The 14,213-nt window shown below is 41.2% G+C and carries 19 protein-coding genes; 1 reads left to right on the top strand and 18 read right to left on the bottom strand.

The annotated features are described in order from the left end of the window. Positions 1-12: 12 nt before the first annotated feature. The 18 genes from ACIQ0H_RS06315 to ACIQ0H_RS06230 form a co-directional block, all read right to left on the bottom strand. Positions 13-708 carry a phosphonate C-P lyase system protein PhnL gene (locus ACIQ0H_RS06315; RefSeq protein ID WP_403412549.1) on the bottom strand — a complete coding sequence of 232 codons (696 nt, stop codon included), beginning with the start codon at positions 706-708 and terminating at the stop codon, positions 13-15. Further along, positions 692-1,342 carry a DapH/DapD/GlmU-related protein gene (locus ACIQ0H_RS06310; protein ID WP_403412547.1) on the bottom strand — a complete coding sequence of 217 codons (651 nt, stop codon included), beginning with the start codon at positions 1,340-1,342 and terminating at the stop codon, positions 692-694. Before ACIQ0H_RS06310 ends, ACIQ0H_RS06315 begins: the two co-directional genes overlap by 17 nt. Continuing rightward, positions 1,339-2,514 carry a phosphonate metabolism protein PhnM gene (gene phnM, locus ACIQ0H_RS06305; protein ID WP_403412545.1) on the bottom strand — a complete coding sequence of 392 codons (1,176 nt, stop codon included), beginning with the start codon at positions 2,512-2,514 and terminating at the stop codon, positions 1,339-1,341. The genes ACIQ0H_RS06310 and phnM overlap by 4 nt, the downstream gene beginning before the upstream one ends. 13 nt (positions 2,515-2,527) lie before the next feature. Next, positions 2,528-3,367, bottom strand: a complete 840-nt coding sequence (locus tag ACIQ0H_RS06300; RefSeq protein ID WP_403412543.1) for an ATP-binding cassette domain-containing protein — start codon at positions 3,365-3,367, stop codon at positions 2,528-2,530. Beyond that, positions 3,357-4,229, bottom strand: coding sequence for an alpha-D-ribose 1-methylphosphonate 5-phosphate C-P-lyase PhnJ (locus tag ACIQ0H_RS06295; protein WP_403412542.1), 873 nt, complete (start codon positions 4,227-4,229; stop codon positions 3,357-3,359). The genes ACIQ0H_RS06300 and ACIQ0H_RS06295 overlap by 11 nt, the downstream gene beginning before the upstream one ends. Positions 4,230-4,255: 26 nt before the next feature. After that, positions 4,256-5,371 carry a carbon-phosphorus lyase complex subunit PhnI gene (locus ACIQ0H_RS06290; RefSeq protein WP_403412540.1) on the bottom strand — a complete coding sequence of 372 codons (1,116 nt, stop codon included), beginning with the start codon at positions 5,369-5,371 and terminating at the stop codon, positions 4,256-4,258. After that, positions 5,372-5,968 (bottom strand): phosphonate C-P lyase system protein PhnH, encoded by a 597-nt coding sequence (phnH, locus tag ACIQ0H_RS06285; protein WP_403412538.1) that lies wholly within the window; start codon positions 5,966-5,968, stop codon positions 5,372-5,374. It abuts the gene before it with no gap. Between the two features lie 28 nt (positions 5,969-5,996). After that, entirely contained in the window at positions 5,997-6,419 is a 423-nt protein-coding gene (phnG, locus tag ACIQ0H_RS06280; protein WP_403412536.1) for a phosphonate C-P lyase system protein PhnG, read from the bottom strand. A gap of 180 nt (positions 6,420-6,599) precedes the next feature. Beyond that, positions 6,600-7,316, bottom strand: coding sequence for a GntR family transcriptional regulator (locus ACIQ0H_RS06275; RefSeq protein ID WP_403412534.1), 717 nt, complete (start codon positions 7,314-7,316; stop codon positions 6,600-6,602). Between the two features lie 186 nt (positions 7,317-7,502). Next, the gene (locus tag ACIQ0H_RS06270) at positions 7,503-7,742 is read right to left on the bottom strand and encodes a ferredoxin family protein (RefSeq protein WP_403412532.1); all 240 of its coding nucleotides are present in this window, start codon (positions 7,740-7,742) and stop codon (positions 7,503-7,505) included. Positions 7,743-7,764: 22 nt separating this feature from the next. Next, the gene (locus ACIQ0H_RS06265) at positions 7,765-8,046 is read right to left on the bottom strand and encodes a hypothetical protein (RefSeq protein ID WP_403412530.1); all 282 of its coding nucleotides are present in this window, start codon (positions 8,044-8,046) and stop codon (positions 7,765-7,767) included. A gap of 16 nt (positions 8,047-8,062) precedes the next feature. Continuing rightward, positions 8,063-8,563 (bottom strand): flavin reductase family protein, encoded by a 501-nt coding sequence (locus ACIQ0H_RS06260; protein WP_403412528.1) that lies wholly within the window; start codon positions 8,561-8,563, stop codon positions 8,063-8,065. 28 nt (positions 8,564-8,591) lie between these two features. Then, complete coding sequence (locus ACIQ0H_RS06255; protein ID WP_403412526.1) at positions 8,592-8,834, bottom strand: ferredoxin family protein; 243 nt, start codon at positions 8,832-8,834, stop codon at positions 8,592-8,594. Positions 8,835-8,855: 21 nt separating this feature from the next. Further along, on the bottom strand, positions 8,856-9,359 hold the full coding sequence (locus ACIQ0H_RS06250) for a YwhD family protein (RefSeq protein WP_403413420.1): 504 nt from the start codon (positions 9,357-9,359) through the stop codon (positions 8,856-8,858). A 98-nt stretch (positions 9,360-9,457) separates the two neighbouring features. Then, on the bottom strand, positions 9,458-10,081 hold the full coding sequence (locus tag ACIQ0H_RS06245) for a superoxide dismutase (protein WP_403412524.1): 624 nt from the start codon (positions 10,079-10,081) through the stop codon (positions 9,458-9,460). Between the two features lie 181 nt (positions 10,082-10,262). Next, a complete protein-coding gene (locus tag ACIQ0H_RS06240) occupies positions 10,263-10,910 on the bottom strand; it encodes a helix-turn-helix transcriptional regulator (protein WP_403412523.1) in 648 nt (215 codons plus the stop codon). Positions 10,911-11,111: 201 nt separating this feature from the next. Continuing rightward, positions 11,112-12,062 carry a cation diffusion facilitator family transporter gene (locus ACIQ0H_RS06235; protein ID WP_403412521.1) on the bottom strand — a complete coding sequence of 317 codons (951 nt, stop codon included), beginning with the start codon at positions 12,060-12,062 and terminating at the stop codon, positions 11,112-11,114. Positions 12,063-12,102: 40 nt separating this feature from the next. Next, positions 12,103-12,426 carry an ArsR/SmtB family transcription factor gene (locus ACIQ0H_RS06230; RefSeq protein WP_403412519.1) on the bottom strand — a complete coding sequence of 108 codons (324 nt, stop codon included), beginning with the start codon at positions 12,424-12,426 and terminating at the stop codon, positions 12,103-12,105. A gap of 437 nt (positions 12,427-12,863) precedes the next feature. Here ACIQ0H_RS06230 and ACIQ0H_RS06225 point away from each other — a divergent pair, with 437 nt between their 5' ends. Next, the gene (locus ACIQ0H_RS06225) at positions 12,864-14,162 is read left to right on the top strand and encodes a hypothetical protein (protein WP_403412517.1); all 1,299 of its coding nucleotides are present in this window, start codon (positions 12,864-12,866) and stop codon (positions 14,160-14,162) included. The last annotated feature ends 51 nt before the right edge of the window (positions 14,163-14,213 follow it).

Here is a 14,213-nt window from a genome sequence, read left to right as displayed (position 1 = left end):
ATCCCTTCCTTTTCAAACGACCTTTTTCCCCTGCAAATCATACACTTTGTCACATAACCCATCCATAAACTCGAGGTCATGGAAGATACCAATCAGTGTCGTGCCATCTGCTTTCAATCGTTCAATCACTTCACGGACCTTCAATTTCGAGGCATCATCTAAGCTTGCTGTCGGCTCGTCCAACAGCAAAAGCCGTGGTTTTTTTACAATGGCACACGCAATATTCAAGCGCAGTTTCTGCCCGCCCGAGAAGGTGTTTGGGTAGCTATCCCACAGCTCAGCATCCAGGTCAAAATGACTCAAAGCTTCTATTGCCGCCTGTCTCGCTTCCTCTTGTGATTTCCCCATTTCAATAACGGATTGTTCCACAAGTTCACGTGCCGTCGTTCGCGGCATCACATTCAAAAACTGTGACACATAACCAATCTCGTGCTTACGCAAATATAAAACGTCCCTTTCGGATAGTTGCGCTAAATCAACAACCCCAAACTTCTCGGAGCTATACAGAATCGTCCCCTGTTCTGGTAAGTACGTTCGATAAATGCTCTTTAAAACGGTCGATTTCCCGCTGCCGCTCTTTCCGATGATGCCAATGAATTCCCCTTCATCTAGCAAAAAATCAATGTTCTGAACGGCCTGCATATTTTTGTTTAAATGATGAATGGTAAAAGACTTACTCAATTCCTTTACTTCAAGCAGATGTCTCATCGGATTCTCCCCTTCCATCATACTTTTCTATGAATTGCCCAATATCACAATGAAAGTCTTTCATTCGTTCTTTTATCGTCTCATATGACCAATCCCACCATTGAATGCGCTGCAGAGCCGCAATCGTTTCTGCTGGGAAGCGGTACTTGATGATTTGCGATGGAACACCGACAACGATGGCATACGGCGGCACATCTTTTGTAACAATTGCGCCACTGCCGACAATCGCTCCATCTCCAACTGTCACGCCAGGCTGAATGATGGCTCCATGACCAATCCACGTATCATGACCGATTGTTGCGATTTGGCTCTCTCTTTGTTCAAAAAACAGTTCATCATCATGGTCACTGAACCCATACATTTTCTGGCGATACGTAAAATGATGAAGGGAAGGCCTCTCATACGGATGATCAGTTGGACCAATCCGCACCATTGCAGCAATATTGGAGAACTTTCCAATCCGTGCATTTTGGATAAAACAAAACTGACCTGAATACGAATAATCATCGACTACTGAGTTTTCAATGAAATTGTACAAACCAATTTCAGTAAACTCACCCAGACGAGTGCTTGTTAATTGCGCATGCGCATGAATCGTAGGCTCTCTGGATAAAAGTACTTCCTTCATTTTCATCGATACATCGTCCTTGTGATCAATTTCCCATCTACAATAGATGCCGTCACGACAGGAAAGCCATCATCCATTTTCTCAATGATAATCAAGTCCGCCTTTTTCCCTTTTTGAATGGATCCGATTTCATCATCGATTTGAACCGCTTTTGCAGGATTCAATGTGACAAGTTGGAACATTTCATGTAAATCTTGGCCATACTCTTCACTTAATTTGAAAATGGAATGGAGTAGCGCAGCAGGGTAATAATCGCTACACAAAATATCGATTGTCCGTTCTCCAATCGCCTCAGCAGCCGATAGATTTCCGGAATGCGAACCACCTAACAACACATTTGGTGCGCCGGCGATTGTCCACAGACCCATTTCTTTTGCTTTGTGAGCAACCTCTAGTGTTGTCGGGAACTCACTGATTGTCGTACCAAAACTTTTTACTAAGGATAGCTTCTCTACTTCATCATCATCATGCGAAGCGACGGCGATATTGTTCGCCAAAGCAATTTGGGCGATGTCTTTGATTTGATCCAATGTAATTTTCTCTTTGTTGATACTTTCGGCAATCATTACATCCGCTTCGGCATTTGACATGCGACGGAAACCTTTTAATGTTTCGCGGTAAATTTCCAAATTTCTATATTGCCCCTGCCCAGGTGTATGATCCATGAAGGAAATGAGGTGGACTTTCCCTTCCTCAATGTTTTGTATAAACTGATCGACCGCTTCAATATTATCGATTTCAAATCGTGCATGCATTCGGTGACGAATCAGATGCTCACTCGTATGCGTTTCGTTGATGGCATCAATAAGCCGATTGACATTTTGCGGATTACGAATTGGTTTATGTGAAAACCCATCGTCCTTGTAAATCGAAAGCGAGTGGAACATTGTTGTAATTCCGTGACTCACGAGTATTCTCTCTGCTTCCCGAATACCCAGATTGAAGTCCATTAAACTAGTTGGTCGCGGCGAGATGATGCTTTCAATATAGTCAGAATGGATATCAACGAATCCCGGTGAAATATAACCGCCACAGGCATCGATGATTGTGTAATCACTGTACGCTGCAACCTCATCCTCAGAGATTATGGCTTGGATACGGTCATTTTCAATTACGACAGCATGGTGTTGAAGTATTTCATTTTCCATAATTAGTTGGCCATTTGTCAGTACGTACACGTGAACACTCCTATCAGATTAAAGAATAGACAAGCTGTTGCGTATAAGCATGTTGCGGATCTTCCAAAATCTGATCCGTCAATCCTTGCTCAATAATCGTGCCGTTGAGCATGACAATTGTCCGATCAGCAAGCATTCGAATAACGGCAAGGTCATGAGAAACGACAATCATGCTAATTCCTAGTTCTCGTTGAATCTTTTTGATCAAATCAAGGACGCTTGCCTGCACAGATAAATCAAGCCCCGTCGTCACTTCATCTAGTAAGAGAATGGGTGGATTATTGGACAGTGCTTTCGCAATCTGAACTCGCTGCTGCATACCACCGGAAAACTTTTTCGGTTCGTCTTTCATACGAGCAAGTGGAATATGCACATGTTCAAGCAACTCTTTACTTCTCGTTTCCATTCGATGGACGTTACGATCACCAGCCGCAATGAGTTTTTCGGCAATATTTCCAACAGAAGAAAAATCCATCTTCAGCCCAAGAATCGGGTTTTGGTACACCATGCCCAATATCGTATTTCGGATAAAACGCTGCTGTTGAGAGGATTGTTCAAATACATTGGCCATCCCCCCTTGGTAAGGGCTCATATATCCTTCCCCACTCGTTACAGGCTCATCGAAATAGAGACATTTCATCATTGTCGACTTGCCGCTTCCACTCTCACCAACGATGCCAAGAATTTCACCTGGATAGACATCAAACGAAATATCGCGGCAAGCGTAGACGGTTCTACATCGCGGACAATAGTTTTTTTCCAATACGCCCTCACCAACGTTTTCACAAACTACACACCCTGGTCCATATTGTTTCGTTAAGTTTTTCACTTGTAATACGGGGTTATCTTGCATGCTCCATCTCCACCTCCGATACCAATGGACTTTCATTCAATGTAGCCAAACAATGACTCGTATCATTGCATTGATAATAGGTTTCACCTGTTTCCTGGTTAACCAATTCATCCATGAAAACCGTTGTCGCATGACAGATATGACAATGCTTCCCTTCGAATGATTCCACTTCGAATGGATGATCTTCAAAAGCTAAGGAAGCGACATTTGTATAAGGTGGAACTGCATAAATCTTCTTTTCACGTCCCGCACCTAGTAAAATTAACGATTCCGATTGATGCATTTTCGCATTATCGAAACGGGGAATCGGGCTCGGCGCCATCACGTAGCGATCATGTACAAGTACCGGATGATCCGCATTCGTAGCCGTTTTGCCGTACTTCATAATTTGTTCGAACAACAGTAACCATGCCCCGCTATATTCATTTTCGGCATGTAGTTTTTTTGTTTTATATTCGCTTGGTTCCACCCAACGCAAAGGTTCAGGGATGGGTACTTGTAGCACCAAAATTTGTTTTTCTGTTAAAGGCACCTCTGGAATTCGGTGGCGAGATTGGATGATGGTCGCCTCGCTGGTTTCGATGGTTGTCGCGACCCCCGTCGTTTTGTGGACGAGCTTCTTGATATTCACCGCATTGACCGATTCGTCAGCACCTTGGTCGATTACTTTCAACACATCCTGTTTTCCGATAATCGATAATGTAATTTGAAGTCCACCCGTTCCCCAACCACGAGCAATTGGCAGTTCCCTTGAAGCAAACGGCACTTGATAGCCAGGAATGGCGACTGCTTTTAAAATCGCTCTGCGAATCTCTTTTTTAGAACCTTCGTCAAATAAGGCGAAATGGGTTTTTAGCTGCATTATTTTTAGACTCCTTTGTTGTTTAGTCAGGTCGAGGCAACACGCTGCACTTTTTTTATTTTCCGCATGCTGTCCAGCTTGGATTGAAACGTAACGTAATGCGGTAATTTCAAATGGGAGATAAACCCGCTCGACTCAACCGAATCGATATGCAGCAACACGAATTCTTCATCCTGCGTTGGGTGACCTTGGCTTCCAATTTCTAAACTTTGATCTAAAATGCTCATGGCGATGGCCTTTGTTTCGTTCTGCCCGTAACAAATCCCATAACCAATTTCAAACTCCATTTCTTCTGCATGATTTTCTTTTTCAATGGAAATCGGAACGAATGATTCCACTTCCGTCACTTTGATCTTTCCAATATAATAATCGTTTTCCATTTCACCTGATGTATCCGTCGGGTGACTGATCTGTAACGGTAACTTGCCAACGCGCAGTTCTCCGACTGTCGGATGGACCGCACCATAGCCCCGAATAGCTGCGTAACCCAGCGACGTCAACGCCCCGGTTTGCCCTCTCGTCAACACTTGTAGTCGCTCACCGCGTGTCGTTGGAAATTGCAGGCTTTGTTTCGTCACATCAATCGGTTCTGTATTATCGTCTTCCACTTCGGCAAGCAATTCTTCCTTTCGAAGATAATCGACTACCTTTGGCAATGCCGATAAATCAGATGCCTCCCCAGCTGTCATTTCTTCATGCCAAAATTGAGTAAGCCATGCTTGCATGGATGATTTCGACTCACCCATCAACTCAAAGTCCATTAAACGGTGCGTATAATCATACGATGCCCCTAAAATCTGACCGCCTGGAATATCCTTAAAACTAGCGGATATCCTTCGTTCTACAGCCATCGTGTCCGTTTCAACAACCCTTGTATAATAAAGTCTCGGTAATGTGGACCGATGCGCACGCAGAAGAAATACGGCTTCTTCCATATTCCCTTCTGATTGTTTAATAGCGAGTGCCGCTAAAAATTCCGAGTACAAACTACTTTCAGACATCACCTGATCGACCATGCCACGCATCGTTGCCATGATTGTATGGACGGCTAACACTTCTTGAGATTGAATCCGTTCAAACGTAAGCCGTTTAATAGATTCTTCAATCGCTTCTGTTCCGCCTTTCACCGCTACATAAGCCATTTAGGACACCTCACAATCACGGATCATTGTTGTTCTTGGCAAACACATCAAATTACTTTGCTGGTCGATGACAATCATATCCACGCCTAACGGATATTCTTGGTTGGCCTTTGCCCTCTCACCCATCCATACCTGACTTGCGGTAATATGTACGGTTTCACTAGTCTCAATTCCTGGACCTTGCAGCGCCAGACCAGGTTCATTTGATAATTTTTCCGTTTCTATAATAATTGTTGCGGATTGTTGAGGGTTTGTGAGCGTTCCTTTTTTCGACTGATGGAATGCTTCGCTTATATCTAGTGCACTTGCATTATTCATAATGAAAAGGTAATCAGCTACTTGTAATTCCGCCACTTTCGCCAATGTATGTGCAGATAGATATGCTTCGATAGGGGCCGTATTTTCACCGACGACATGAAAGCTTACTTCTGCGTCCAATAAGGTCATTGCACTTAGAAAAGTGGAGTCACGGCAAGCTTCTTGCTGTCCATGCTGTTCGCCGATTTCACCAATGTTTTTTATCGTTCCAGGTCGCGACATGCAATGGAGAATAGTACGAAAAACTTCCTGTGTGTCGTGCACTACGTCAATGACCATTATTTCACTCCTCGTTATTTGTTCTCGCTCAAACGTCCATCATTTCAAAATTGACCTTCGTTTTTAATAAGGATGCTTCTTGTTTTGTTTTATGTTGTTGGATTCGCTTTTCTTCTTCTATAAGGAGTGGAGCCCAGCTTTGCGTGTCGATTAAATCTGCTTCGTACGCGGCATCGATTACGGCTAACTGGTAAGATAGCTCTTCTTCATTCCCCACAACAATTCCGATACCAAACGACTGATGAATTTGAACCTTTGTTTCAGTAACAAGTACCTCGCCAAGGTAAAACAGCGTCTTTTTAGCGGTTTCTCTTAACTTGATCATCGTTAGACCATGATGCGGTTCAGTGACAACATGAATAGGATAATTTCGTTCTATTTCGTTTGCCAGTTGTCTTGCCAATGTTCTTGAGCCATCAATTAGAATTTTCGTCCGTCTGCGTCGATTCATCATCTCACTCCTTCACAAACCCATCTTATCTTGTTGCCAAGTAAGATAGTGTTAAGGGTTTGTTAAAGAATGTAAATGCAAAGTGAAGAAGCCTATGCATTCTGCCCTGTTAAGTAAGGCCGTCATCTATGCGCAGACGAAAAAAGCCCTTGTCAAATGGATTGACAAAGACTTCGGGATTTACTCAGATGTAAGTATGTAGGTGAACGAGTCACCGCGATAAATAATTTTTGTATATTCAAGGCCAGTGTGTCGCTTGGCATCTATGCAATCGCTCTGAAGAACAAACAGCGGAACGAATGGTGCACACTCTAACAGGGTACGCTCGGTGTTGGTAGGAAATGAAATGCTTACATGGCTTTTGCTACTCAAAAAATCGGTGAAACCTTGTTTCGCATAATAAGCAAACATCGACTGAATACCGTCCCCATCCTGCTCAATTTGCGGGAAAGTACTTTTCGCTACATATGAATTGTGGAGGGCAATCGGCAGTCCATCGATGATTCGCAACCGGGAAATTTTATAGACCTCCTCATCCTCTGGCACATTCAAGCTAGCATAGATTTTAGGGTCATAGGCAATTTTTTCACAACCAAGATTTTGCGTCTTTAAATCATAGCCAGCCCGTTCCATTTTCTCACTGAAGCTCGAACTCCCTGTCAAATGCAATTCTATCTGGCGCTTCTTAGGTTTTAAAAAACGCCCTTTTCCCTGCTTCGAGTAAAGATAGCCCATATCCTCCAACTTCAAAAAAGCATTCCGAACTTTAATTCTTGGCACATCATAACGTTTAGCAAGTTCATTTTCCGAGGGAAATTGATTATTCGCATGATACTTCCCTTGAACAATCTCTTCAATCAGATCATCGATAATCATTAATTCAATTTGCTCAGCCATCTGACGACTCCCTTCAGGCGGTGAAACCATTACCTTTTTCACTTTTGATAATGATGATTGGTCACCGTTTCATTGAATTTCCACATAAATTCAGTATACCGTTTAGGTGTAACTTCTTCATCTACTACTCTACCGCCTGCAAGTATGTTATCTATAATTTTAGGATTTATGAATAAACACTATAATTTACTGAATCCCAAAGTATGTTTTCGCCTTCAAAATAGAAGCCCGTTCTCCTTCAGGCACTTCTTCTTCGAAATAGATAGCTTCAACAGGACAGACAACTTCACAAGCGCCACAATCGATACATGTATTTGGATCGATAAGAAACTGATCCTTGCCGAGGGTAATACAATCCACGGGACATACTTCTACGCAATCCGCCGCCCGTTCTGTTATACACTCTGAAGTTATAACAAACGCCATTTTAAAACCCCTTTTATATTATTCAACCTTTTTTTCGGATTTTAGGATAAGACAAAATCATTTTAAATAAAATCATTAAAAACAGGACTAGCATGAACAAAGATTCTTTGATAAACGCTCCACTGTTTATGGAATTGATGATCAGTCGTGCTCCGTTAGGGAATGAAACAAGCCCATGAAATAAAAAGATATATAGCAAAAAGTCTTTTGTTTTCACACGATTTAATTGGAAAGCAACGGGTTTAATAGGTATTAACAAGCTTAGCTTTAATGCATGTAAAACACCAATGCCATCCCTCCTCATCTATCCAAAGGAGATGTTATTGTTCATGAAAACTGGCTGGCAATGCCCCCATCTTTCTTCCGTGATAGACAAGAGGACCTTTCTTGTCAACATCAATTGCAACGACTTCTCCAATCAAAATCGTATGGTCCCCTGCTTCAATTTGTTTAAAGGTCTTGCATTGTAATGATGCCATTACCCCTTTAATAATCGGTAATTGATGCTGTGATTGATACCAATCGCAATTAGCAAACCGGTCTTGATGACTTTTTGCAAACAAAGAAGCAATATCTGCCTGATTGTCAGCTAATAGATTAATAGCAAACTGATCAATCTTTTTAAATGTTTCATATGTAGACACTCTCTTATCAATGGACCACAAAACAAGCAGTGGATCCAATGACACTGATGCGAACGAATTCACTGTCAATCCAATGGGTTTATCATTGTCATCAATCGCTGTCACAACGGTCACGCCGGTAGGATAATTCGCCATCGCTTCCTTAAAAGCGTTCGTTTTCTCAGAATTACTTTGCATGCAATCACTCCCTAACTTATAGTTGTATTTATTTTCTCAACCCAAAGAAAATTTTCGCGTTTTGAAAGTCCAGCTGATCTTCCTCAGATAAATAATCCTCATGATAAATGGCCTCTACCGGACAGACCGACTCACATGTGCCGCAATCAATACAAAGCCTTGGATTAATGAAATATTGATGTTCTCCCATTTCTATACAATCTACCGGACATACATCCACGCATGATGCAGCCTGCTCGGTTGCACAAGGTGATGTGATCACAAAAGCCATTTCAAGGCCTTCCTTTACGAATCATAGTGATTCCTTAAATTGACTTTTTAACTCATCTTTAGAACGCTTCCAATATCGTTCATCATATTCTTGTAGGTATTCCCTAAGTAACTCCAGCGATTGCTGATCCATATGGGAAAGGATAAATTGGCTTTTTAACGATTTATCCAAAAAATTCACATGTTCGGGTAAAGATTTATAGCCTAATTTAATGCGTCGTTCTTCCCGCGATACAAGCACTTCACACGCTGTTGCACCTGAATAATAAGGACCTTCACCATCATTTCGAAGCGTCAGCCACACAATCCAATAACATTTCGGATTCGGTCCCGCATGTTCTTTGTCAGGCTTGAAACGGACCTTTTTTTCAATTTTACTTTTGGCATGTAAAGCATCCATATCTATAAAAACGGCCTGTTCTTCAGGATCTATGATGATGGGCGTCACATTATCAAGGCTAATGGTACCAATACCAAATCCACCATCTCCATCAGTAGAATCACCGCTTAAAATGTTGAAGGTCATCTTTTGCTTGTTTTCTTGTCCTGACAATGAAAGTTTTCCCCCTTCCTTTTAATAAACAGGATAAGCACCTAAAAGGTCGCTTATCCTGTCGTTAGTGATTAGTTATTCAACGCTTGTTCAAACTTCGCAGAAACTGCATTCCAGTTAACAACTTTAAAGAAGCTTGAAATATAATCAGGTCTTCTGTTTTGATAAGCAAGATAATAAGCATGCTCCCAAACGTCTATCCCTAGAATAGCTGTTTCACCTGTCATGATTGGGCTATCTTGGTTCGGTGTGCTTGTTACTTCAACTTGTTTCTCTTTATTGACAACTAACCAAGCCCAGCCAGAACCAAATCTAGTAGTTGCTGCTTTCGCAAATTCTTCTTTGAACTTGTCAAAACTTCCGAAACGCTTTTCAATCGCCGCAGCTAAGTCGCCTGTTGGCACGTTGTTTTCCGATGGAGCCGTAAGCAATTCCCAGAATAATGAGTGGTTGAAATGACCGCCTCCATTATTTCTAACAGCCGCGCGAATTGATTCAGGTAGCGCATCGATATTTGCTAGCAGTTCTTCTAATGTTTTGCCACTTAACTCTTCATGTCCTGCAAGTACAGCATTTAGATTGTTCACATATGCTTGATGATGTTTGCCGTGATGGATTTCCATCGTTTGTTGATCGATAACTGGTTCTAATGCATCGAAACCGTACGGTAGTGCTGGTAATGTAAATGTAGTCATTTTAAAGTCCCCCTAAGATTTGTTGTTCATTTAACATACTTTATAAACCTTATAGTATATTAAGTGTCTATCATAATAATAGAATAAGTGATTAGTGAAAGTCAATCGAGTTGCCTGCATCCACTTATCCACTATATTCGAGGAATGTAAAAAAGGTCACTCTCTTACAAGATGACCTCCCTTAAACAGACGCATGATCCTCATCGAATCCAATAAGAAAATGGCAGTGGTTATCCCCATCAGCCCTACAGCTTGTCCGTCGTACATTATTCGTATTCAATACTTCTTTAAACATGTTTGTTTCACAGTTGCAGGCCTGTTTAAAATTTTTAGCTACCTCATAAATAGGGCAATTATGTTCAATCAATTCGAACTGATTGTTATCTATTTTAATAACATCAGCCATATAACCTTTTTCAACTTGAATAGCCTTCAATGTTTCTACCATTTCTTCATTGGATAGGTTATTTTTCATAAGAGAAGAGTAATTATCAGCCAGCCGTTGACGCCTCTTTTCAAATAGATGATCAATGATGTCATTTCCTTGAAGCGCCTGAAGGTCATTCAGAAAATCAACAGTAAGATTATCATAACTTTTCGGAAAAAGCACATCTGCTTGCGATGTTAATGAAAAAACTTGAACAGGTCGTCCTAGGGGTTGTTTTAGTTCAGAGATATGGATAAAAGAGTCTCTTTCGAGGATATTAAGATGTTTTCTGACAGCCATTTCAGTAATTTCTAGCGCTTGAGCCATTTGACTTACTGTCATTTCAGTCTCTTTTTTTAATAAATTCAGTAGCTTTTCTTTCGTTGTTAAACGAGTAGCCATCATTTTTTCACCTCCAAATCCAAGTATCTTATCATAGCATGTCTATTTCACAATTTGTTGTACGTTGATTTCAAAGGTTCCAGTCACTCAAACAAACAAACACGTTAATTTAAATAAACATGTTTGTTTGAACCTTCATAATTGAATGAGTGACTGGCACTGCTAATTATACTATATATGGGTATATTACAAACAAAAAATTTAATGGTGATGATGGTGATGCCCTGACGATTCAGCTTTCGCTGTACATAAAATCGAATTGTCATGCTGATGTGCGGACGTCTCTAGTTGGATCGTTACATGCTGAATACTTTGGTGTTCAAGATCATGTTCAATCTTGCGCAGTAAGGGTTCACTTTCTGCAATTGTCATTTTATCATCGACAACAATATGGCAGGATAACGCATTTAAACCACTTGTAATCGACCAAATGTGTAAGTCGTGTACACTTTCAACACCTGATGTTTGTTGAATGGTTTGTATGACGTCGTCCATATTAACATTTTGCGGTGTCCCTTCCATCAAGACATGCAGCCCGGACTTTGTCACATAATAACCGCTACGTAAAACCAGTACAGCTACAATGACACTCGCTAACGGATCGGCCCAGCCCCAGTCAAAGAACATAATGAGAAGCGCAGCAATAATCGCCCCCACTGAACCAAGCATATCACTAATGACGTGAAGAAATGCACCACGCATATTTAAGTTATCTTCGACATCTCCACCGCGCATCATAATCCATGCAACGAGTATATTGACAGCTAAACCAATACTACTAACAATCAGCATTCCAGTTGTAGCGACTTCAGGTGGATTTGCAAAACGTTGGATGGCTTCATAAAAAATAATAAGCGCAATGATTATTAACGTTACACCGTTTAATACGGCTGCTAATATTTCAAATCGTTTATAGCCAAATGTCTTACGTTGGTTGGCTACCTTTGCACTGAATGTAAAAGCGAGTAAGGCAATGCCCAATGATACCGCATCACTTAGCATATGCCCTGCATCTGATAACAGAGCCAAACTATTAGTTAGAAAACCACCTACGACCTCAACGATCATATAACTCGCAATGATGAAAAATGAGATGAGTAACACTTTTTTATTGGCGCCATGTGTATGGTCATGGCCATGATCGTGTCCCATATAAATCCCCCCTCTATTTCATAAAATGTCTCTGTATAATTTAGTTATGCGTCGCATGCTCAATCGCTTGGGTGAGCAAATTCATAACGTGATCATCGTCTTTCGAATAATAAATCGTCGTTCCTTCTCTTCTAAACTTCACTAAGCGTAAATTTTTCAAAAAGCGCAGCTGATGAGAGACCGTCGACTGGCCCAAATCTAAAGTTTCGGCGATATCACTGACAGAATGCTCCTCTGCACATAATAAGTTTAAAATTCGTATTCTTGTTGGATCACTCAACGCTTTAAATGTTTGGGATACGACAAATAGTGTTTCTTCGTCTAAATGGGATGCATGGTGGATGTTTGGCTGTTCTTCATTCATTTTCTTGTTCACCTCCAATAACGGTATATGATTATATGTTCATATATAGAAAATATAACATGCATGCGGTGGTTGTCAACTGGAAGGTGACTAATCCCTCCTTCTTGATGCGATCATACAAGCAGTAAAAGAATTGATAGCTTCATACTTACTTACCGTTTACTTAACAGCTGTATCACGGTTCATACTTTAAAAATATGACCTATCCCATCACAAACGCTAGCGGTGAATTCCAAACCATTTTTAGGACTGTATCCATGGCGCTGTTCAACTATTTATCAGCCCATCAAATACTTAGAATTTGTCCTCATGCAAAATATTTATTCATCACACGTCTTAAGGATATCAAGTAAGAGAATACCTATAATCAAGATCATTTAGAATTACTCATTTTTGGGAGTGATGAAAAATAATATTATAATGAAAGGATGAAGTGTGTGAATGAGGTTTTAGCATCAACAGTAGAAGAACTTGTGAATGCCATTGATAATCATACAGTTGAAATAATTCGTGTGAAGGGGAAAATAAAAGAAAGCCCTTCACTACACTTATCACCGGGGCAGCAATTAATTGGTGAAGGTGATTCAACAATCGAATTTAAAGAAGGTAGTGATGGCATTGAAGTCAGTCAGAACAACAGTATTGATGGATTAACAGTTATAGTTGAACCCAACCGCCGGGCAATACTAAACCGCTCAGATGTAGAAACACTTGGAACTTTAAGCTTAAGAAATGTAAAAACAATCGGACAAGTTCAGTTAATAGCCACTGGTTCTATACGTTCAGGACATGTAGTTGCTCAGAATGTGGCCGTAATCGAAGCGGATACGAGAGAGCGGCTGGATCGACCGAAAGGGTTCGGCGTATATGTCTTGCAGGGCGCCTTCACATTATGGAATCAACAAACCGATGCAAACGTGACAATTACAGCCCATCTCACCAATCTGAAGGCAGGAAGTAACGAAAAACCTGTACAGGGAAGTGGCATATTTGTCAGTGGGGCCGGCGATGTAGGTGGACGGCTCGAAATAGATCTGTTGGAAACAGGCGAGATACATTCAAATGGCGGCATTAAACAAGGTACGCCAGATGTCATTTCAGGTGGTGCTTTTGTCGTTTATGGCGCGTATGTGAAAAAAGTTATCAATCATGAGTCTTTGACAACCTATGGCGTGAATGACATGGTGCTAGATAATTGGGGAATTGTGAACGAATGGGTGGCTGAAGGTCGAATTACTTCTCATGGGCCCAGTGGTATTGGTGTTGTAAACTTTAGCGAAATCGGAACACTGCGTATCCTGAGTGATATTGAGACATACGGGATTGGTGCCCGGGGATTCAATTTGTATGATGGAAGCTTAAAACATGCGGAATTTAAACGGATTGTCACCCATGCAAATGCTGCTGTCGGTATCCAAGTCAGTCGACCTCTAGGAACATTGGTCGTGCATGAAGATATTGAAACATTTGGGGGAGAAGGTGAATCCCTGGTAAAGGGAGTCATCACGCAACTATCCGCCGACGGATTAAGTGTTAAAGAAGGCGGCGTAATCGACAACGTTGAAATTGGTGGAAGAATCGTAACAAATGGGCCAAATGTTCGAAGTCTTCACGTACAAGGTGCAATAAAGAAAATAACGGTCAAGGGTGGAATATTTTCAAATAGTTCTGCGTCGAAGCCAGTTTTAATTGAAAATGGCAGTGTCCCATTAAACGGTATTGAAATATATCAATAAAAATAGGAAAACAACACACGCCCATCGGTATTAGCTTGATGGATATTGTGT

Origin of the sequence: Sporosarcina sp. NPDC096371 (assembly GCF_044762865.1) — a bacterium.
Taxonomy (GTDB): Bacteria; Bacillota; Bacilli; order Bacillales_A; family Planococcaceae; genus Sporosarcina.
This window is presented reverse-complemented; position numbering and strand designations above follow the sequence as displayed.